Source organism: Saccharopolyspora sp. SCSIO 74807 (assembly GCF_037023755.1).
GTDB classification, from domain to species: domain Bacteria; phylum Actinomycetota; class Actinomycetes; order Mycobacteriales; family Pseudonocardiaceae; genus Saccharopolyspora_C; species Saccharopolyspora_C galaxeae.
Window position 1 is genome coordinate 470,977 of record NZ_CP146100.1, and the last position, 20,083, is coordinate 491,059.

At 70.4% G+C, this 20,083-nt stretch carries 23 protein-coding genes; 8 read left to right on the plus strand and 15 right to left on the minus strand.

All coding sequences use genetic code 11. The features are described from left to right. Positions 1–142: 142 nt before the first annotated feature. The 10 genes from atpD to V1457_RS02185 form a co-directional block, all read right to left on the minus strand. A complete protein-coding gene (atpD, locus tag V1457_RS02140) occupies positions 143–1,576 on the minus strand; it encodes a F0F1 ATP synthase subunit beta (protein ID WP_200070303.1) in 1,434 nt (477 codons plus the stop codon). Position 1,577: 1 nt separating this feature from the next. Further along, positions 1,578–2,495 carry a F0F1 ATP synthase subunit gamma gene (locus V1457_RS02145; RefSeq protein ID WP_200070304.1) on the minus strand — a complete coding sequence of 306 codons (918 nt, stop codon included), beginning with the start codon at positions 2,493–2,495 and terminating at the stop codon, positions 1,578–1,580. Between the two features lie 11 nt (positions 2,496–2,506). After that, the gene (atpA, locus tag V1457_RS02150; RefSeq protein ID WP_338599640.1) at positions 2,507–4,150 is read right to left on the minus strand and encodes a F0F1 ATP synthase subunit alpha; all 1,644 of its coding nucleotides are present in this window, start codon (positions 4,148–4,150) and stop codon (positions 2,507–2,509) included. Between the two features lie 62 nt (positions 4,151–4,212). Further along, positions 4,213–5,043 carry a F0F1 ATP synthase subunit delta gene (locus V1457_RS02155; protein WP_338599643.1) on the minus strand — a complete coding sequence of 277 codons (831 nt, stop codon included), beginning with the start codon at positions 5,041–5,043 and terminating at the stop codon, positions 4,213–4,215. 70 nt (positions 5,044–5,113) lie between these two features. Beyond that, complete coding sequence (locus tag V1457_RS02160) at positions 5,114–5,677, minus strand: F0F1 ATP synthase subunit B (protein ID WP_200070307.1); 564 nt, start codon at positions 5,675–5,677, stop codon at positions 5,114–5,116. A 30-nt stretch (positions 5,678–5,707) separates the two neighbouring features. Then, positions 5,708–5,965 (minus strand): ATP F0F1 synthase subunit C, encoded by a 258-nt coding sequence (locus V1457_RS02165; RefSeq protein WP_295148891.1) that lies wholly within the window; start codon positions 5,963–5,965, stop codon positions 5,708–5,710. A 60-nt stretch (positions 5,966–6,025) separates the two neighbouring features. After that, positions 6,026–6,805 (minus strand): F0F1 ATP synthase subunit A, encoded by a 780-nt coding sequence (gene atpB / locus V1457_RS02170; RefSeq protein WP_200070308.1) that lies wholly within the window; start codon positions 6,803–6,805, stop codon positions 6,026–6,028. A gap of 229 nt (positions 6,806–7,034) precedes the next feature. Beyond that, positions 7,035–7,496, minus strand: coding sequence for a hypothetical protein (locus V1457_RS02175; RefSeq protein WP_200070309.1), 462 nt, complete (start codon positions 7,494–7,496; stop codon positions 7,035–7,037). Further along, complete coding sequence (locus tag V1457_RS02180) at positions 7,496–8,671, minus strand: glycosyltransferase family 4 protein (protein WP_200070310.1); 1,176 nt, start codon at positions 8,669–8,671, stop codon at positions 7,496–7,498. The genes V1457_RS02175 and V1457_RS02180 overlap by 1 nt, the downstream gene beginning before the upstream one ends. 232 nt (positions 8,672–8,903) lie before the next feature. Next, the gene (locus tag V1457_RS02185; RefSeq protein WP_200070311.1) at positions 8,904–9,554 is read right to left on the minus strand and encodes an L-threonylcarbamoyladenylate synthase; all 651 of its coding nucleotides are present in this window, start codon (positions 9,552–9,554) and stop codon (positions 8,904–8,906) included. A gap of 283 nt (positions 9,555–9,837) precedes the next feature. On the opposite strand from V1457_RS02185, the gene V1457_RS02190 reads away from it, so the two are divergent. Both V1457_RS02190 and V1457_RS02195 read left to right on the plus strand, forming a co-directional pair. Further along, positions 9,838–10,701 carry an alpha/beta fold hydrolase gene (locus tag V1457_RS02190; protein WP_200070312.1) on the plus strand — a complete coding sequence of 288 codons (864 nt, stop codon included), beginning with the start codon at positions 9,838–9,840 and terminating at the stop codon, positions 10,699–10,701. Positions 10,702–10,936: 235 nt separating this feature from the next. Further along, entirely contained in the window at positions 10,937–11,293 is a 357-nt protein-coding gene (locus V1457_RS02195) for a DUF3817 domain-containing protein (protein ID WP_338599650.1), read from the plus strand. Between the two features lie 131 nt (positions 11,294–11,424). Here V1457_RS02195 and V1457_RS02200 read toward each other — a convergent pair whose 3' ends face one another. After that, positions 11,425–11,925 carry a MarR family winged helix-turn-helix transcriptional regulator gene (locus V1457_RS02200; protein ID WP_200070314.1) on the minus strand — a complete coding sequence of 167 codons (501 nt, stop codon included), beginning with the start codon at positions 11,923–11,925 and terminating at the stop codon, positions 11,425–11,427. 129 nt (positions 11,926–12,054) lie between these two features. On the opposite strand from V1457_RS02200, the gene V1457_RS02205 reads away from it, so the two are divergent. Further along, on the plus strand, positions 12,055–12,357 hold the full coding sequence (locus tag V1457_RS02205) for an MTH1187 family thiamine-binding protein (protein WP_295145954.1): 303 nt from the start codon (positions 12,055–12,057) through the stop codon (positions 12,355–12,357). Positions 12,358–12,413: 56 nt separating this feature from the next. On the opposite strand, the gene V1457_RS02210 is transcribed toward V1457_RS02205, so the two are convergent. Further along, positions 12,414–12,671, minus strand: coding sequence for a hypothetical protein (locus V1457_RS02210; protein WP_295145952.1), 258 nt, complete (start codon positions 12,669–12,671; stop codon positions 12,414–12,416). 346 nt (positions 12,672–13,017) lie between these two features. On the opposite strand from V1457_RS02210, the gene V1457_RS02215 reads away from it, so the two are divergent. From V1457_RS02215 to V1457_RS02230, 4 genes are all read left to right on the plus strand, one after another. Then, on the plus strand, positions 13,018–13,947 hold the full coding sequence (locus V1457_RS02215; RefSeq protein ID WP_338599656.1) for a tetratricopeptide repeat protein: 930 nt from the start codon (positions 13,018–13,020) through the stop codon (positions 13,945–13,947). A 72-nt stretch (positions 13,948–14,019) separates the two neighbouring features. Then, complete coding sequence (locus V1457_RS02220) at positions 14,020–14,220, plus strand: hypothetical protein (RefSeq protein WP_338599659.1); 201 nt, start codon at positions 14,020–14,022, stop codon at positions 14,218–14,220. A gap of 117 nt (positions 14,221–14,337) precedes the next feature. Further along, entirely contained in the window at positions 14,338–14,784 is a 447-nt protein-coding gene (locus V1457_RS02225; protein WP_295145946.1) for a TipAS antibiotic-recognition domain-containing protein, read from the plus strand. A gap of 61 nt (positions 14,785–14,845) precedes the next feature. Further along, positions 14,846–16,168, plus strand: a complete 1,323-nt coding sequence (locus V1457_RS02230) for a DNA polymerase IV (protein ID WP_200070318.1) — start codon at positions 14,846–14,848, stop codon at positions 16,166–16,168. Between the two features lie 34 nt (positions 16,169–16,202). On the opposite strand, the gene V1457_RS02235 is transcribed toward V1457_RS02230, so the two are convergent. From V1457_RS02235 to V1457_RS02245, 3 genes are all read right to left on the minus strand, one after another. After that, positions 16,203–16,985, minus strand: coding sequence for a hypothetical protein (locus tag V1457_RS02235; protein ID WP_295149499.1), 783 nt, complete (start codon positions 16,983–16,985; stop codon positions 16,203–16,205). Positions 16,986–17,084: 99 nt separating this feature from the next. Further along, complete coding sequence (locus tag V1457_RS02240; protein ID WP_200070320.1) at positions 17,085–18,266, minus strand: acetyl-CoA C-acetyltransferase; 1,182 nt, start codon at positions 18,264–18,266, stop codon at positions 17,085–17,087. Between the two features lie 168 nt (positions 18,267–18,434). Further along, positions 18,435–19,460 (minus strand): hypothetical protein, encoded by a 1,026-nt coding sequence (locus tag V1457_RS02245; RefSeq protein ID WP_338599664.1) that lies wholly within the window; start codon positions 19,458–19,460, stop codon positions 18,435–18,437. Positions 19,461–19,612: 152 nt separating this feature from the next. Here V1457_RS02245 and mce point away from each other — a divergent pair, with 152 nt between their 5' ends. Continuing rightward, the gene (gene mce / locus V1457_RS02250; protein WP_295148673.1) at positions 19,613–20,053 is read left to right on the plus strand and encodes a methylmalonyl-CoA epimerase; all 441 of its coding nucleotides are present in this window, start codon (positions 19,613–19,615) and stop codon (positions 20,051–20,053) included. Positions 20,054–20,083: the final 30 nt, after the last annotated feature.

Sequence of the window (20,083 nt, forward strand, 5' to 3'; positions counted from 1 at the left end):
GCGCGAACCGGGGCAGCACGGCCTCGCGGCCCGATCGCCGAAGCACTCCGGCGTCAGCAAAAGGTCGGGATCCGACGAGGACCCCGACCCGCTGCCGCCGGAAGATCCCCGCCGCCGACCGCGGTCGCGGCGGGGACCGGACTCACTTCTCGGTGAGCTTCTTGTTGGCCTGCTCGAGGTCCTCCAGACCACCGATGGACAGGAACGCCTGCTCCGGGTAGTGGTCGAAGTCGCCCTTGCAGAGCTTGTCGAACGCCTCGATGGTCTCCTTCACCGGCACGAAGGAGCCCTCCTGGCCGGTGAACTGCTTGGCCACGTAGAAGTTCTGCGACAGGTAGCGCTGGATGCGCCGCGCCCGCTGCACCGTCACCTTGTCCTCTTCGGACAGTTCGTCCATACCGAGGATGGCGATGATGTCCTGCAGCTCCTTGTACTTCTGCAGGATCCGCTTGACCTCCTGGGCCACCCGGTAGTGCTCGTCCCCGACGATCGCCGGGTCCAGCACGTTGGAGCTGGAGGTCAGCGGGTCCACCGCCGGGTAGATGCCCATCTGGGAAATCGGGCGGGACAGCTCCGTGGTCGCGTCCAAGTGCGCGAACGTGGTCGCCGGCGCCGGGTCGGTGTAGTCGTCCGCGGGCACGTAGATCGCCTGCATCGAGGTGATCGAGTTGCCGCGGGTGGAGGTGATCCGCTCCTGCAGCTCACCCATCTCGTCGGCCAGCGTCGGCTGGTAGCCCACCGCGGAAGGCATCCGGCCCAGCAGGGTGGAGACCTCCTGGCCGGCCTGGGTGAACCGGAAGATGTTGTCGATGAACAGCAGCACGTCCTGGTTCTGGACGTCGCGGAAGTACTCCGCCATGGTCAGCGCCGACAGGGCCACCCGCATACGGGTCCCCGGCGGCTCGTCCATCTGGCCGAAGACCAGCGCGGTGTCCGCCAGCACGCCGGACTCGCTCATCTCCACCCAGAGGTCGTTGCCCTCACGGGTGCGCTCGCCGACACCGGCGAACACCGAGGTGCCGCCGAAGTTCTTCGCGACGCGGCGGATCATCTCCTGGATGAGCACGGTCTTGCCGACACCGGCACCGCCGAACAGGCCGATCTTGCCACCCTGCACGTACGGGGTGAGCAGGTCGATCACCTTGATGCCGGTCTCCAGCACCTCGGTCTTGCCTTCGAGCTGGTCGAACGCCGGCGGGTTCCGGTGGATCGTCCAGCGCTCGGCGTCCGCGCCGTAGCCGGGCTCGTCCAGGCAGTGGCCGAGGGCGTTGAACACGTGGCCCTTGACGACATCGCCCACCGGCACCGAGATGCCCGCGCCCGAGTCGGCCACCGTCACGCCCCGCACCAGGCCCTGGGTCGGCTGCATCGAAATGGTTCGCACGACGCTGTCGCCGAGGTGCTGGGCGACCTCCAGCGTCAGCGTCTTGGCCATGCCCTCCGCGGTGATGTCCACGGTGAGCGCGTTGTTCAGGTCGGGCACCTGGTCGCGCGGGAACTCGACGTCCACGACCGGGCCGAGGACCCGGACGACGCGGCCGGTGCCAGTAGCCGTGCTAGTGGCAGTCGCAGTCATGTCACTCACTTCCTGCTGACGAGAGCGCCTCGACACCACCGACGATCTCGCTGATTTCCTGGGTGATCTGGGCCTGCCGGGCCTGGTTGGCCTCCCGGCTGAGGTTGCGGATCAGTTCGTCCGCGTTGTCCGTGGCGGCCTTCATCGCGGTGCGCCGGGCCGCGTAGACCGAAGCCGCCGCATCCAGCAGCCCGGCGAACAGCCGGGTGTTGATGTACTTCGGCAGCAGCGCCTTGAACAACGTGTCCGCGTCCGGCTCGAAGTCGTAGACCGACCGCGGCTTCTTCGGGTCCTCGGAGTACTCGACCTCCAGCGGAGCGATCCGGGTGACCGTCGGCTTCTGGGTCAGCATGGACACGAACTCGGTGTGCACCAGGTGCAGCTCGTCCACACCCGGCGCGCCGCCGTCGCCGTCCGGGGAGTCGCCCGAGCCCGCCAGGAACGCCCTGACCAGCGTCTCCCCGACGTCGGCCGCGTCCGAGTAGGCAGGCTTCTCGGCGAAGCCCGCCCAGCTGCCCGCGATCTCCCGCTGCCGGAACCGGTAGTACGCGTCGCCCTTGCGGCCGATCACGTACAGCACCGGGGTCTTGCCCTGCTCCCGCAGGAGGCTCTGCAGCTCCTCGGCCGCGCGCAGCACGTTGGCGTTGTAGCCGCCGCACTGACCGCCGTCACTGGTGACCACGAGCACCGCGGCCCGCTTCGGTTCGCTGCGCTCGACCAGCAGCGGGTGGTCCAGCGTGCTCGCCCCGGCCAGTTCGGACACGGCCTTGGTGATCTCGGCCGCGTACGGCCGCGAAGCGTCCACCCGGGCCCGCGCCCGCGTGATGCGGGAGGTGGCGATCAGTTCCTGCGCCTTGGTGATCTTCCGGATCGACTTGACCGACCGGATCCGGTCTCGCAGTTCTCGCAGTTGCGCCATGAGCTACCCGGTCACTTCTTCGGGGCGGGCTTGTTGACCTGGACGGTTTCCTGGCCCACCGCGTTCGCGTCCATCGCGTCGGCCTCGGCCTCCGCGGTGACCGCGGAACCGTCGGCGGCGGTGAACTGCTTCTTGAACTCCTCGACCGCGTCCACGACGATCTGCTGGCCGTCGTCGGAGAACTTCTTGGACTCCACGATGTCCTTGAGCACCGACTCGTGGGTGCGGCGCAGGTAGGCGAGGAACTCGTTCTCGAAGCGCTGCACGTCGGCCGCCGGCACCGTGTCCACGTGGCCCTGGGTGCCGAGGAACAGCGAGACGACCTCTTCCTCGACCGGCATCGGCTCGCCCTGGCCCTGCTTGAGGATCTCCATCAGGCGGGCACCGCGGTCGAGCTGCGCCTTGGACGCCGCGTCGAGGTCGGAGGCGAACGCGGAGAACGCCTCCAGCTCGCGGAACTGCGCCAGGTCGATCTTCAGCGAGCCGGTGACGTTCTTCATCGCCTTGATCTGCGCGGAACCGCCGACGCGGGACACCGAGATGCCGACGTCGATCGCGGGGCGCTGACCGGAGTTGAACAGGTCCGACTGCAGGAAGCACTGGCCGTCGGTGATGGAGATGACGTTGGTCGGAATGTAGGCCGACACGTCGTTGGCCTTGGTCTCGATGATCGGCAGCCCGGTCATCGAACCGCCGCCCATGTCGCTGGAGAGCTTCGCGCAGCGCTCCAGCAGCCGGGAGTGCAGGTAGAACACGTCGCCCGGGTACGCCTCGCGGCCCGGCGGGCGGCGCAGCAGCAGCGAGATCGCGCGGTAGGCCTCGGCCTGCTTGGTGAGGTCGTCGAACACGATCAGGACGTGCTTGCCCTGGTACATCCAGTGCTGGCCGAGCGCGGAGCCCGCGTAGGGCGCCAGCCACTTCAGACCCGGCGAGTCCGAGGCCGGGGCGGCGACGACGGTCGTGTAGGCCGAGGCGCCCGACTCGTCCAGCTGCCGCTTCACGCCGGCGATCGTGGAGCCCTTCTGGCCGATCGCGACGTAGATGCAGTGCACCTGCTTCTCGGGGTCGCCGCTTTCCCAGTTGCTCTTCTGGTTGATGATCGTGTCGATCGCGACCGTGGTCTTGCCGGTCTTGCGGTCGCCGATCAGCAGCTGCCGCTGGCCGCGGCCGATCGGGGTCATCGAGTCGATCGCCTTGATGCCGGTCTGCATCGGCTCGCGCACTTCCTGGCGCTGGACCACCGAGGCGGCCTGCAGCTCCAGCTGGCGCTGGGCGTCCGGCTTGACCTCGCCGAGCCCGTCGATCGGGTCGCCCAGCGGGTTCACCACGCGGCCGAGGAAGCCGTCGCCGACCGGGATGGACAGCACCTTGCCGGTGCGCCGGACCTCCTGGCCCTCCTCGATGCTCTCCGACTCACCGAGGATCACCGCGCCGATCTCCTGGGCTTCCAGGTTCATCGCGACGCCGTAGATGCCGCCGGGGAACTCCAGCAGCTCCTCGGTCATGACCGAAGGCAGGCCCTCGACATGGGCGATGCCGTCACCGGTATCGGTGACGACCCCGACCTCCTCGCGGCTGACCTCCGGGGAGTAGCTGGAGACGTACTTCTCGATCGCACTGCGGATCTCGTCCGACGAGATCGTCAGCTCCGCCATGTCTCGTTCCTGCTCTCGGTTCGTTCTCTGGGAGGAAGTTCTTCGCCGGCTGCGCCTCGCCGCTAGTCGGCCAGGTCGCGCCGAAGGGACTGCAAGCGGCCCGCGATGGTGCCGTCGATGACCTCGTCACCGATCCGGATCAGCAGGCCGCCGACCACGTCCGGATCCACTTCCAGGTGGACCGCGATGGGCCGCGAGTAGATCCGCTGCAAGGTGGCTGCGAGCCGCTGCTGCTGCTCGTCGGAAAGCGCCACGGCCGACCGCACGTGCGCCACCGACCGCTCCCGGCGCTTGGCCGAGAGTTCCGCGAGCTCTTCCAGGCCCTCGCTGATCCGCCCGCCCCGCGGGTGTTCCACGAGCTGGCGCACCAGCGTCTGGGTGACCGGCTCGACCTTGCCGCCGAGCAGGTCGTCGACCACGACCGCCTTGCCCTCCGGGGAACCGGCCGGGTCGGCCAGCAGCCGTTCCAGCGGCAGGTCCGCACCGATGATCCGGCCCAGCCGGAACAGCTCGTCCTCGACGGCATCCAGCCGACCGGCCCGCTCGGCCTGCACCAGCAGCGCCACCCGCGCCAGCCGTTCCAGGCCGCGGACCAGGTCCTTGGCGCTGGACCACCGGGCGCGGACGGCCTCGGTCACCACCGGCAGCGACCGCTGGCCGAGCTTGCCCGCCAGCAGGTCCTTGACCAGGTCCTCCCTGGTCCCGGGCGCGGTCGAGGCGTCGGCCAGCGCGCGGCGCAGGGTCGACTCGCGACCCAGCAACGCGGCCACGCCGAACAGCTCGTCGGCCAGACCGGTGATCTCCGCGGCCCCGGCCCCGTCGGTGGCCTGCAACAGCTGCAGCTCGGTGGCTGCCAGCGCGTCGCGGCTCGCGGCGTTCACGAGGGTGCTCAACTCTCCAGGGCCTTTCGCTCTCGGGGCACTTCCGGTGACCACATCATGTGCGTGCTCCTCGCACCCCTGCCTACCTGCCGGACGGTGCCGAACCGGACGGTGCGGAGGTGGACTCCAGCTCGTCGAGGAACCGGTCCACGGTGCCGCGCTGCCGGGTTTCGTCCTCCAGGGACTCCCCGACGATACGTCCCGCCAGGTCGACCGCCTGCCGTCCGAGGTCGGAACGCAGCTCCGCGATGATCTGCGAACGCTGCGCGGCGAGCTGGTTCTGGCCCTGCGTGACGATCCGCTCGGACTCCGTCTGCGCCTGAGCCCGCATCTCCTCGACGATCTGCTGGCCCTCGGCCCGCGCGTCGTCCCGGATCCGGGCCGCCTCGGCACGAGCCTCGGCGAGCTGCGACTTGTACTGCTCCAACGTCCGCTGAGCCTCCGCCTGCGCCTGCTCGGCGCGGGCGATGCCGCCTTCGATCCGCTCGCTGCGTTCCGCGTAGACCTTCTCGAAGCGCGGAACGGCGTACTTCCAGAGCACGAACAGCAGGATCAGGAAGGCGATCAGCCCGACGACGATCTCGGTCGGAGCAGGGAGGACCGGGTTGTGGCCGCCCGCGGCCAGCAACGTCTGCGTCTTCACCATGACGTCTCCCTACGCTTCAGTGCCGGATTGTCACGCGTTGGAGGCGATGAAGTAGATGACCAGGCCGATCAGGGCGAGCACCTCGACCAGCACGAACGAGATCCACGCGATGCCCTGCAGCTGACCCTGGGCCTCCGGCTGGCGGGCGGTGCCGTTGATGACCGCGGCCCAGATCAGGCCGACGCCGACGCCGGGGCCGATGGCGCCCAGGCCGTAGCCGATGGCGGCGAGACCGGGGTTCATGTTCGTCGCGGCTTCGGCGGCCTGCGCAAGAACGATGTTGCTCACTTTCACTACCTTTCAACTCGGTCCGCGCTCATGCGCGGATCGGAGGTCTTGGTCTTGCTCTCAGTGCTCCTGGGCGAGCGCGCTGCCGATGAAGTTGGCGGTCAGCAACGCGAAGATGTACGCCTGCAGCACTTGGATCAGGGCTTCGACGAACGTCAAGGCAATGGCGAAGGCGAAGGCGACGATCGAGACCGGCTTGAACGCCGCACCCGCCTCAACGAGCAGGTACTCCCCGCCCAGGGCGAACACCATCAGGATCAGGTGCCCGGCGAACATCGCGGCGAACACCCGGATGGCCAGCGCGACCGGCTGGGCGATGAACTTCTGGAAGAACTCGATCGGTGCGAGCAGCACGTAGATCGGCTTGGGCACGCCCGGGGGGAACATGACGTGCTTGAAGTAGCCGAGGAACCCGTGCCTGGCGAAACCGACCGTGTGGATGACCACGTACGCCACCAGGAACAGCGCCACCGGGAAGCCGATGCGCGACATGGTGGGGAACTGGATGAGCGGGATGATCCCGAAGATGTTGTTCACCAGCACGAACGTGAACAGCGCGAAGATCAGCGGTACGAACCGGCGGAACTCCTTGGCGCCGATCTGGTCCCGCGCGATGTTGTTCCGGCTGAACTCGTAGAGGAACTCGGCGACGAACTGGCCTTTGCCCGGCACCAGCTTCAGGTTGCGGGTGGCAACCAGGAAGTAGACGCCGATGATCAGTACGGAGAGTACGATCAGGATCATCGGCTTGGTGACGCCGCCGAAGATCGGCGGGAGGTCGAAAGCTTCCGCGCCCGGCGGTTGAAACTTTCCGCCTTGGGCCAGCACCAGCGCGCCCAACAGGGCTCCTTCCGGTTCTCCCGCGGTTCACACCGTCGGGCGAATCGTCATGATTTGCACTTAACGTACCTGATACGCGATCTGACACCTAAGTCGACCCCGTCACACGCGACATGTGCACGATCGGTGTCAGGTGATCACCCTCCGCACCAGGGCGACCAGGTCGAACCGGACGATACCAGCGGGTAACCCCATCTCCGGCACTACCCGCGAAGCACCGCCGAGACCGTCATTGACCAGGAACGACGACCGGGATCTTGGTTTTCCGGAACGCGACGACCTCGGAAGCGGCCCACACGATGATCGTGGCCAGCATGGTGAACGCCAGCGCGTAGGAGTGCAGGCCCTCGACTCCGCCGAGCAACGTCATCACGACCAGCAGCACCAGCATCTTCCCCATGTAGCCGCCGAGCGCGGCGACCATGACGAACATCGGGTGCAGCCCGCCGGTCCAGCGCATCAGGCCGATCGTGAGCAGCGACGACCCGAACGCCACCACTCCGCCGACCAGCGCGCCGAACACACCCGGCAGCCCTGCCAGCAAGCCGGAGACCAGGATCCCGAGCAGCACGACCACCACGCCCGGCCACACCGCGGTCCGCAGCATGGCGTCGGCCAGCTTGCGCACCGTCGCGGCGTGCGGGTTGCCCGCATCGGCGCCGTCGGCGCGCTGGTCGGTCGTCTCGCTCATCAGGCCCCTCGATCGGATCGCCACCGTTCGGCCATTCTCGGGATTGCGGAAATGATAGCGGCCGACAACACGCCCAATCCGACCACCCATGCCACGACCGCGGCGCTGAACAGCGTCAACGACACCGCGCCGAAGGCCAGCACCGCCGCCCACAGGTAGATGAGCAGCACCGCCCGGCGCTGCGAGTGCCCGATCTCCAGCAGCCGGTGGTGCAGGTGCATCTTGTCCGCGTGGAACGGGCTCTTGCCCGCGCGGGTGCGCCGCACCACCGCCATGATCAGGTCGAGCAGCGGCACGAACAGCACGGCGGCCAGCACCAGCAGCGGGGACAGCAGCGCGAGCGCGTCCTTGCCGCCGAAACCGGCGTAATCGGCCTTGCCGGAGGCCGAAGTGCTCGCCGTCGCCAGCATCAGCCCGATCAGCATCGATCCGGAGTCGCCCATGAAGATCCGCGCGGGCTGGAAGTTGAACGGCAGGAACCCCATGCACGCCCCGGCGATCGAGGCGGCGATCAGCGCGGGCGGGTAGGCGGTGACGTCGCCGCCGTGCTGCTGCAGCAGGCTCAGGCAGAACGCGCAGGTCGCGCTCGCGGCGATCAGGCCGATCCCGGAGGCCAGGCCGTCCAGGCCGTCCACGAAGTTCATCGCGTTGATCATCGTGACGACCAGCAGCACCGTGAGCAGCTGCCCCTGGTTGCTGTTGAGCACCATCAGCTGCCCGATGTGCCCCTCGGTGCCGCCCCACGGCACCCAGAAGCCGAACCACTGCACGCCGAACAGCACCAGGATCCCGGCCGCGGTGACCTGCCCGGCCAGCTTGGTCAGCGAGTCCAGCTCGAAGCGGTCGTCCAGCGCGCCGACCAGCACGATGACCCCGCCCGCCAGCAGCGCGGCGACCGCGTCCTTGGAGAAGTCGAAACCGCGTGAGAGCGCGGGCAGGTTGCTGGCCAGGAACATCGCGGCCAGCACTCCGCCGAACATCGCGACCCCGCCCATCCGCGGGATCGGCGTCAGGTGCACGTCCCGCTTGCGCGGGTAGGCGACCGCCCCCACGCGGATCGCCAGCAGCCGCACCAAGCCGGTCAGCAGGAAGGTCACCGCCGCCGCGGTGAGCAGCACCAACAGGTACTCCCGCGCGGGCAGGCCGGCGGGAGCCCAGAGCGTCGAATTGTCCATGGCGGTGCTACCCGCGCGGGCCGGCGGCCCGGTCGGTCTTCAGCCCCCGGAACGGCGTGTTCAAGCTCGGTGCTCCTCATCGCGTGGCACGTTGCGCATCCAGCACCAACGCTATCGGCACTCGGACGCGCCGCGAGCACCGGTCCGGATCAGCGAAGATCGATCCACTTCGGACGCGAGGAACCGGCGCGGGGGCCTTTCGCCCGCATGGCACTGGATCCGCGCACCGGGCTCACTGCGCGGGTTCGACCTCCACGCCCAGCACCTCGGCGAGCTGGTCGCGGCTGATCTCCCCCTCCCGCAGCACCCGCGGCTGCGACTGGGTGAGGTCGACGATCGTGGAGGCGACCGGCTCGCCGGACGGGCCGCCGTCGAGGTAGACGTCCACCGACTCGCCCAGCTGGTCCCGCGCTTCCTGCGCGGTGGCCGCGGGCGGCTGGCCGCTGCGGTTCGCGCTGGACACCGCCATCGGGCCGACCTCGCGCAGCAGGTCCAGCGCCACCGGGTGCAGCGGCATCCGCAGGTTCACCGTTCCCCGCGTGTTGCCCAGGTCCCAGGCCAGCGACGGGGCCTGCGGCAGCACCAGGGACAGCCCGCCGGGCCAGAACGCCTCGATCAGCGCGCGAGCCTGCCGGGACACCGACATGACCAGGCCGTCCACGGTGTTCCAGGAGCCGACCAGGACCGGCACCGGCATGTCGCGGCCGCGTCCCTTCGCGGTCAGCAGCGAGCCGACGGCTTCGGTGTCGAACGCGTCGGCGCCGATGCCGTAAACGGTGTCGGTGGGCAGGACGACGAGTCCGCCTGCTCGCACCGCGTTCGCGGCGGCGGTCAGGCCGGCCTCCCGGCCGTCCGGGCGGTTGCAGTCATGCACGGTGCTCACCCGGTCGATCCTGGCACGCCCGCCGCGCCGGGCTGCGGGCGGTGCCACGCCGATGCGCTGCGGGCATATCCTGCCGAGTAACACCCGCGCGGCGATGCAAGATCGAAAGGATGCGCTCGCCATCGGCGCGGGGCGCCGCAGGCACCGCTCGCGGCCCGGCACCGCCGTCGCCGAGAACCGCACCGCAACGCGACCGTGCCGCGGAACGTCTCAGGCGAGTGAACGTCCGATTCGCGCATCCGGGTCCGCCCGCCGCAGCAAGCCAGCAGTCGAGGAGTGAGAGATGACCGCCCCGCCGCAGGGTGTCGAGGTCGACCACGTGGAGTTCCCCGCAGGCAAGATCCGCTACTACCGGGCGGGCTCCGCGGGACCGGCGATCGTGCTGCTGCACGGCGCCGGACTGGACAACGCGATGCTGAGCTGGCGGCACGCGATCCCGGTGCTGGCCGCCGACCACCGCGTCTACGTTCCCGACCTGCCCGGCCAGGGCGGCAGTCAGCCGTGGCACGGCCGGGCGAACCAGCGCACATTCGAAGAGGTGCTGCGCTGGCTGCTGGACGCGTGGAACGTGCGGGACACGATGCTGGTGGGGTTGTCCATGGGCGGCAGCATCGCCACCGGTTTCACGCTGCGGCATCCGCGCCGGGTGCGCGGGATGGTCCTGGTCAGCTCCGGCGGGCTGGTGCCCAAGCTGCAGAACCACGCGCTGAAGTACCTCGCCACGCGCGTGCGGTTCCTGGACCGCGGGACCAAGAACCTGCTGGCCACCAGGCGCGCAACGGTGCGCCGGGTGCTGGCCAAGCAGCTGTTCGCCGACCAACCGCAGGACATGGAGAGCATCGTCGACGAGGTCATCGCCGAAGCGCGCCAGCGGGGCTCGCTGTTCTCCGACTGGCAGCGGGACTCGGTGGCCCGCCGATCCATGCGGGTGAACCACCTGCCGCACCTGGACCAGATCGGCTGTCCGGTGATGCTGGTGCACGGCGAGCGGGACCGGTCGGTGCCGTTGTCGTCCTCGCAGACGGCGGCCGCAGGCATCGCGGACGCGCAACTGCGGGTGGTCCAAGGGGCGGGGCACTGGCCGAACCGCGAGCGGCCGAACGAGTTCAACGCGCTGCTCCGCGAGTTCGTGAACGCGCGCGGCTGACGGCCGGTGCCGCGGTTCGGCACCGGACCGCACGACCGGCGAAGAGCCGGAGCCCGAAGCAGTGTGAGCGCGCACACGCTGCACACTCGTAGCAAGTGGGGCCTGGTCCGGACTGCTCGTCGAAGGCGGCACCAACTCGGGGAACTGCTCGCAGCCGTGACGACGGCGCCGAGTCGGCTCACCCGGCTCCCAGCACGGATCGGACGGCGCCTCCGGGCGCGAAAGGCGGTGGCAGGTGCGCACCTACGGAAGCTGGTTCCGCTTCGTCGCGGTCGCCGAGGCGTTCTCCTGGGCGGGCCTGCTGATCGCGATGCTGTTCAAGTACGGCTTCGGGCTGCCCGAGGGCGTGACGGTCCTCGGCTGGGTGCACGGCCTGGTGTTCACCGCTTACGTGGTGACTTGCCTGGTCGTGTTCAGCCCGCTGCGCTGGCCGTTCCGGACGCTGGTGCTCGGACTGATCGCTTCCGTGCCGCCGCTGGCGTCGGTCGCGTTCGAGCGCTGGACGCATCGCCGCGGCCTGCTGACCACGCGCGAGTCGACGGAGCCGACCTTCTGGGGCCACGTCGGTCACGTGCTGCGAACCCTCAACTGAGCCGCGGCCGCCGCGGCACCACGGACCCAGAACCTCTGTTGAACTTGGCAGTCCGGACCGGTTGTCGTGGTCGTGTCAGCGGCGAAGCCGCTGAGCAGTGACCCCCGCGCAACAAGATCGAACCCAGCTCCTCAGAAGTCCCCTGCAGCGTGCCGGACCTTGCCGAGGAGCTCGGTGAGCTGCTGGGTCTGCCGCTCGGTCACCCCGACCATCCCGAATTCGACCTCGTTGACCGACTCGGTGGCGCGCTTCATCAAGTCCCGGCCGTCGTCGGTGATCTCGACCAGCGTGGTGCGGCGGTCGGTGGGGTGCGGCACCCGGCGCACCAGCTTGTCGTGCTCCAGGCGGTCGACGATGTTGGTGACGCTGGTCGGGTGCAGCTGCAGCCGGTCCCCCATCACCCGCATCGGCAGGCTGCCGCGCCGCGAGAAGGTCAGCAGGACCAGCGCTTCGTAGCGGGCGAAGGTCAGGTTGTGCGGCCGCAGCGCGTTGTCGACCGCGGATTGCAGGATCTGCTGGACCCGCATCACGCTGGTCACCGCGGCCATCGTCGTGGACGGGCCGACCCGCTCCGACCAGAGCTCGGCCGCACGTGCGATGGGGTCGAAGGGCAGCGGACCACGGGCGCTCATGCCGCCGACGCTAGCAGCGGGCCGGATGCGGCCCGGGAACTCCTTCGAGGTTGCCGCGACCGGCGAGCGCACCGGCCCGGGTTCCGCGCATGATCGCGGCGGAAGGTTTCCGCGAGGGTTGGAGGACGAATGCTGGTGGCGTTCAGCGTGGCACCGACCGGTGCAGGCGACGACGACAGCGTCAGCGAAGCGGTCGCGGCGGCGGTGCGCGTGGTGCGCGAGTCCGGCCTGCCGCACGAGACGACCTCGATGTTCACCACCGTCGAAGGCGAGTGGGACGAGGTGATGGACGTGGTCAAGCGGGCGACGGAGGCGGTTTCGTCCCGCTCGCCGCGCACCAGCCTGGTCGTCAAGGCCGACATCCGGCCCGGGCACACCGGGCAGTTGGAGCAGAAGGTCCGGCGGGTCGAGGAGCATCTCGGCGAAGGGTGACCGAGCCCGGCCGGGGACTCCCGGTGGAATCCCCGGCCGGACGCAACCGATCGAGCTCAGCCCTCGGCCGAGGGGTGGTCGGTCAGCGGAGCGTTGACGCAGTGGCTCGGCTGCGGCGAGAGCACCGGGACGACGGCACCGAGCACGGCGGCGTTGGTCCCGCACGCCTGGATCGGGGCCGCGCTCACGTTGTTGCCGTTGCCCAGGTTGACGCCTTCGTTGCCGGTGCTGTCGGCGAACGCGGTCGCGCCGAGGGAGACCATGCCGAAGGCGGCGAGGCCGGCGGCGCCGGCGACGCGGGTTGCAATGCGCACTTTCTGTACCTCTCAGTCGAACTTCTTGGCAGCGGGCCGGCCGCTTGCCGGCCCCTGTCAGCGAGCCCGCGCCGGAACAAGATCCCGCGCGGCTCGGTGGCACCTTCGGCGATCACTCCCGGAAAACCTGAGAGACACACGCATACCGTCATACGAACGAGTGGTTGCATCCAGTCGTTCGAGGGACAAAAGTCGCGAGCGCGGACGCCGCGCCGCGTACACCGCCGCAACACGGACCGTCGCCGCCGGGAAACACCTGCCCACGCACCGTGCGCGTGGCGCTCCGTGTCAGGATGGGGATGTGACGAGGCCAGATCCACGCCAGAACTCAGGAATGTCCGCCGCGATGGCAGGCGCAGTCGACCTGTCCTCGCTCAAGAACAAGGCGGAGAACGCCCAGTCGTCGGCTGCAGGCGGCTCGGCTCCCGGCGGTTCCGCAGCAGCGCAGGGCGGCGCGGCCACGACGGTCATCGACGTCACCGAAGCCAACTTCCAGTCCGAGGTCGTCGACCGCTCGATGCAGGTGCCCGTGGTCGTCGACCTCTGGGCGGACTGGTGCGGCCCCTGCAAGCAGCTGTCCCCGGTGCTGGAGAAGCTCGCCGCCGAAGGCGGCGGCAGCTGGGTGCTGGCCAAGGTCGATGTGGACAACAACCCGCGGATCGCGCAGCTGTTCCAGGTGCAGTCGATCCCCATGGTGATCGCGATCGCCGGCGGCCAGCCGGTCGAAGCGTTCCAAGGTGCGCAGCCCGAACCCCAGCTGCGGCAATGGATCGACGCGCTGCTCGACGCGCTGCGGGAGCGGTTGCCCGGCATCGCGGCGGCCGAGCAGGGCGGCGGCGACGACGAGGAACCCGCCGAAGAGCCCGAGGACCCGCGCTTCACCGCGGCCGAGCAGGCGCTGGAAGCGGGCGACTTCGCCGCGGCCGAAACCGCGTACCAGCAGATCCTGGACGCCGAACCGGACAACGAGCAGGCCAAGGCCGCACTCGCCCAGGTGCGCTTCAGCGCCCGCGCGGAGAACGCCGACCCGGCCTCGATCGAACGCGCCGACAACGCGCCGGACGACATCGACGCCCAGCTCGCCGCTGCCGACGCGGAACTGGCCGCGCAGCGGGTCGAGGAGGCGTTCGACCGGCTGGTGCGCACCGTCAAGCGCACCTCCGGCGACGAGCGCAACCGGGTGCGGGAGTACCTGGTCGGCATGTTCGAGCTGTTCCCCGATGGCGACGAGCGGGTCGCGAAGGGCCGCCGCGCGCTGGCAGGCGCGCTGTTCTGATCCGGCGCGGCGATCCGGTCCGCCCGGCTCGTCGCGCCACAACGCCGGTCCGCGGATATCTACGCTGGGGGCATGGCTTCCTACGGTGAACTCTTCCCGGGCCGCAAGCTCAAGCACGAAGGCGACGGCGGCTCGCCGGGACGCGAGCACGATCCCGGCGGTCCGCTGGATCTGGAGCGCGGCGTCGTCTTCCTCTCCCCGCGGAATCAGCAGGCCGCGCCCGAGCAAACAGCGTCCGAGTCCGAACCGGAAGATTCCGAGCGGCAGGACTGACGGCCCGCCCCGGCGAGCGCGAAACCGCCCACGCGCCCGGTGCGCTCAGCTACCGTGCCCACGCGGGAAAGCCGGAGGCGCGGCGGGGGTCGCCGCGCGGACTCAGGAAGGGACGCGGTGCCGAACCACCTGCACGACTCGACTCCGCCGGACGACGCGAGCACGGTCCCGGCGCTGGACCGCGCCGAAGCCGCCGAGGTGGGCACCGCCCTGATCGGCCACCTCGACCCGGAACGCACCGACCGCTTCGACCTGCCCGCCAACGCCGACGGCAACAACGCCGAGGCGATCGGCGAGGAATGGAACCGGATCAGCGCGCGGCTCACCGAGCTCTTCCTCGCGGGCGTGCCCGGCGAGGATCCGCGGGTGCAGCAGGTCGCGGGCGAGCACTACCGCTGGATCTGCCGGTTCTGGGCTCCGGACCGCGACTCCTACCTGCGGTTGGCCGCGATGTACGTGAGCCAGCCGAAGTTCCGCAAGCGCATCGAGCGCAAGAAACCGGCCGGGCTGGCCGCGTACCTGCGCGACGCCATGACCGCCTACGCGCACTCCCGACTGCGCTGAACACGCCCCGCCGCGGGTGCGGTCGTGGTGCTTGTCGGTGCCTTCTCGTTCAATGAACCCCATGCCGAGATGGGTGCTGCACATGGACATGGACGCGTTCTTCGCGTCCGTCGAGCAGCTCGCCCGCCCCACCGTCGCCGGCCGCGCGGTGCTGGTCGGCGGGCTCGGCCCGCGCGGCACCGTCGCGGGCGCCAGCTACCAGGCCCGCGAGTACGGGGCCCGTTCGGCGATGCCGATGGCCGAGGCGCGGCGGCGCTGCCCGGTCGCGGTGGTGCTGCCGCCGCGCGGGCGGGTGTACCAGGCGGTGAGCCGCCGGGTGTTCGAGATCGTGCGGGAGCTCTCCGACGTGGTGGGGCAGGTCTCGATCGACGAGGCGTTCCTGGAACCGGCGGAGCTGGCGGGCGCCTCGGTCGAGCACGTCGAGCAGTACGCGGCGGACCTGCGCGCGCGGGTGCTGCGGGAGGTCGGAGTGGCCGCCTCGGTGGGAGCGGGCTCCGGCAAGCAGCTCGCCAAGATCTCGTCCGGGCTGGCGAAGCCGGACGGGGCGCTGGTGGTCCCACCCGAGCAGGAGGTCGAGCTGCTCACCGGGCTGCCGGTGCGCAAGTTGTGGGGCGTCGGACCGGTCACCGAGTCGAAGCTGCACCGCATCGGCGTTTACAGCATCGGTGAGCTCGCGGCGATGCAGCCCGGCGACGTCACTTCGCTGCTCGGGCAGGCGCACGGCGCCGAACTGCACCGCCTGGCGCACGGCATCGACGACCACCCGGTGGCCGAACGCGCCGAGGCCAAGCAGGTCAGCGCGGAGACCACGTTCGACGTGGACATCACCGAACCGGCGCGGCTGGCCGCCGAGGTGGCGGGCATGGCCGAATCGGCGCACCGCAGGCTGGTGTCGTCCGGGCGGGCGGCGCGGACGGTGACGCTGAAGGTGCGCGACGCGGACTTCACCACGATCAGCCGGGCGGAGACGTTCGCGTCCGCGACCTCGGACCTGGCCTCGTTCAGCGCGGCCGCGCGGCGGCTCACCGCGGTGGCCGTACCGCCGGGCACGCCGGTGCGGCTGGTCGGGATCTCCTATTCGGGCCTGGCGACCTCGGAGCAGGAGGCGCTGTTCGACTCCCCGGCCGACGAGCCCGCGGACGTCCCGAGCGCCGAGCCCGCCGAGCATCCGGCCGAGTCCGAGCCGCTGTTCCAGCGCCCGTGGCGAGCGGGCGACGACGTGTTCCACCCGGAGCACGGGCACGGCTGGGTGCAGGGCGCCGGGCTCGGCCGGGTCACGGTCCGGTTCGAGACCGCGCGCACCGGCCGCGGGCGGGCGCGCACGTTCGGTGCCGAAGACCCGGCGCTGAAACCGGCCGACCCGCTCGACAGCCTCGGCTGGTGAACCGCTGCGGCTCGCCGCGGGACCGCCCCGGGACTCAGCGCCGGACCGAGTCGTTGTTCGTCGGCATGGGCGGCAGGTGCCTGCGGTAATGGCCGATCCACTTGCGCGGTGCCGAGGTCTGCACCGCCTGCTCCACCGCGCGGGGCACGCGGCTGAACGGCGGGAGGTGGAACCGGTAGCGCACGCCCGGGGTGTCCGCGACGGACGGCGGTTCCTCGACGAGCCAGCGCTCGAGCTCCGGGTGCCGGGAGCTGAATCCGGCGTCGGCCGGGTAGAACTCCAGCGCTACCCGCCGCTCCGGGTGCACCGGCCGGTTCTGCTCGATCCACGGCAGCCGGCCGATGCCGATGGCGGAGATCTCCTTCCACGGCACGCCGAACACCTCACCGCGGGTGCGCGCGTAGAAGCCGCTGCGGTCCACCAGGAAGCCGCGGCTGTTGAGCATCCCGCTCGCGGAGAACGCGAACCACAGGAACACGACCCCGAACACCAGCTGCCAGATCCACATGCCGACCGTGTTGCCGCGGTTGACCAGGGTCGCCGCGCACAGCACGGTGAGGAACCCGCTCACCCCGCCGCCGAGCAGCAGCATCCGGAAGGTGCCCGCGGAAACGTCGACGTCCCGGGCCTCCGGGCCGAGCCCGATCGGCGCGGCCGGCTCCTGCGGTCGTTCGTCCCGGCCGTAGACGCGCGTCCCCGGGCCACCCTGGGCGTTGCCTTGGTTCAGGGTGGTCTTCTCGGTGGTCCTGCCCGGCACGGTCGCCCATTCCCGTTCCGCCCGGTCCGCGCGCTGCCATCCGCCAGGTAGCCATTTCATGCCCGCCAGGGTAGCGGCGCGCACTCCGGGCGATCGGCCTCGGTGACCCGGAACCCGGGTGGTATCAGGGTGATTTCCGGGTTTCCCCGTGCGTCGAGGTCAGGCCGCGCGCAGCAGCAGCGCGTCGCCCTGGCCGCCACCGCCGCACAGCGCCGCCGCGCCCTGCCCGCCGCCGCGGCGCCGCAGCTCGAGCGCGAGGTGCAGCGCCAGCCGGGCGCCGGACATGCCGATGGGGTGGCCGAGCGCGATGGCACCGCCGTTGACGTTCACCGCGTCCTCGCTGAGCCCGAGCGCCTGCGCGGAGACCAGCCCGACCGCGGCGAACGCTTCGTTGATCTCGACGAGGTCCAGCTCGGCGGTGCGCTGCCCGCCCTTGGCCAGCGCGGCCTTGATCGCGTTCGACGGCTGCTCGTGCAGGCTCGCGTCCGGCCCGGCGACGACGCCGTGCGCGCCGATCTCGGCCAGCCAGTGCAGTCCGAGCTCGTCGGCCTTCGCCTTGCTCATCACCACGACCGCGGCGGCGCCGTCGGAGATCTGCGAGGCCGAGCCCGCGGTGATCGTCCCGTCCGGTGCGAACGCCGGGCGCAGTTTGCCGAGGCCGTCCGCGGTGGTGTCGGCCCGGATGCCTTCGTCGCTGTCGACCACGACCGGGTCGCCCTTGCGCTGCGGCACGCTGACCGGCGCGATCTCCTCGGCGAACACGCCCCGCTCGGCCGCGGCTCCGGCGCGCTGGTGCGAGCGGGCGGCGAACTCGTCCTGCGCGCGGCGGGTCAGGCCGTGCCGGGAGTTGTACTTCTCGGTCGAGGCACCCATCGCCATCTGGTCGAACGCGCAGGTCAGACCGTCGAAGGACATGTGGTCGACGAGCTGGCCGTCGCCGAACTTGATGCCTTCGCGGGAGCTGGTCAGCAGGTGCGGGGCCTGCGTCATGGACTCCTGCCCGCCCGCGACGACCACGTCGAACTCGCCCGCCCTGATCAGCTGGTCGGCCAGGGCGATCGAGTCCAGCCCGGACAGGCAGACCTTGTTGACGGTCAGCGCGGGAACGTCCATCGGGATGCCGGCGCCGACCGCGGCCTGCCGGGCCGGGATCTGCCCGGCTCCGGCGGTCAGCACCTGGCCCATGATCGTGTACTGCACCTGCTCCGGCGGCACGCCCGCGCGTTCCAGCGCGGCCCTGATCGCCACCGCGCCGAGCTGGGCGCCGCTGAAGTCCTTCAACGAGCCGAGCAACCGCCCCATCGGGGTGCGTGCTCCAGCAACGATCACAGACGAGCCCACTGCCGCCTCCCGGTTCGTTCGACTCCGGTCCATTCGACCACCGACGCCATCATGCCCCTGCCGAGGCTGGCCGGACCATACCCGGCGTGGCACGCGGTGCCAGCCGGTTCGCGGGGTGCGCTCGGGCACATGCGGGACGGAAGCGGCAGCGCTCCCCTCCCCTGCCGATCAGCAGTTGCCGCGGCCTGCCGTGGTGTCGCAAAGCGCGGACTCCGCGGACCAGGACAGCTCGCTGCGCGCGTCGGTCCCCAGTTTCCGGGAGGCCGATACGTCGGTGTCCGCTCCCGAATCACCCTGCAGCCAGTACCGGACCTCGTACTCGCCGCCCCCGCTGGAGTAGGTGAACGCGTAGAACGGCGCGGGCACCGGCGCCGGCCCGAAATCCGGCGACAGCCAGGCATCTTCGCCTTCCGCAGCATGCGGATCGATGTAGAGGCAGTCGTAGGTGGCGCCCTCGAAGGTGCACTTGCGCGGTTCACCGCCGCCGTAGCGGCCGACCGAATCGACCTTCGTGACGCCGTTGGTGGCGAGCCGTTGGTAGATGTCCTCGCACGCGCCTTCGTCGCAGGCGTGCCAAGCCGACCACGCGGCCGCACGGGATTCCGCAGCGGAAGCACCATCCGCGGCCGAGTCGCAGTACCGACCCACGACGTGCGCGGCGGCCGTCTTCGCCGCCGACCGCGAATCCACTGCGGTGGCAGCGGTTTCCTGCGCCCCCAGACCTGCCGAGTCGAGCTGCCAGATGCCGACACCGGGGTTGAAGAACAAGCCGTCGGCGCGCTGCTGCGGATCGGCCAGCGCCGTCTGGTCGTCGTAGCGGGACAACGTCATCGGGGCGGGTGCGGCCCCGGAACCCGCGACCTCCGGCCAGGTCGGGGCCAGCGTGAGGTTGGTGGCATCGGCCGCGCTCAGCCCGCAATCCTCGGCTGCGGCGGCATCCGCGGCGGCCGACTCGGCCGCGGAGTAGGGCTCGGCGCCGAATCGCAACGGCCCCGCGGGCAGCCACGCGCGCTCGTGCTTGAGCCGCAGCTCATCGGGATTCGGCCCGCCACCGCCGGAAACCACCGGCCCGCCACCGGCGGCGAACGCGCTCGCCGGAGCCGACAGCACCGCGACCGCGCCCAGCACGGCGAACGCGCGCGGCCAGCGTCTGCGACGACCGGGTTCGCGCTGCAGAAGTCTGAAATCGACCATGAGCCACCTTTCGACGTGAAGCGGCAACATGCTCACGTCGGCCCAGTCAGTCGAACTCCGCCGTCCGGAGCAATCCGAGCCGGGTGCCATCACTTTTTTCTGCCATCTTTCGCACACTTCCGGCGGATTCATCGCGCGTTAGGCTGCCCGCCATGCACGGCGAACTGCACGACTTGCTCACCGCGATCGACCACGTCGGAATCGCGGTCACCGACCTCGACGCGGCGATCGAATTCCAGCGCAGCACCTTCGGGCTGGAAGTGACCCACACCGAGCAGAACGAGGACCAAGGGGTCCGGGAGGCGATGCTCGCCGCCCCCGGCGACACCGCCGGCGCCACCCGGATCCAGCTGCTGGCGCCGTTGCGGGCGGACTCAGCGATCGGGAAGTTCCTGGACCGCAACGGTCCAGGACTGCAACAGCTCGCCTACCGGGTGACCGATGTGGACGCGGCCTGCGCGGCACTGCGTGCCAGCGGGTTGCGGTTGCTCTACGACGCTCCGCGGCGGGGCACCGAGGACAGCCGGATCAACTTCGTGCACCCGAAGGACGCGGGCGGCGTCCTGGTCGAACTGGTGGAACCGGCGGTCTGACGGCTGCGGCGGCTCCGGTCACGGCCCGGT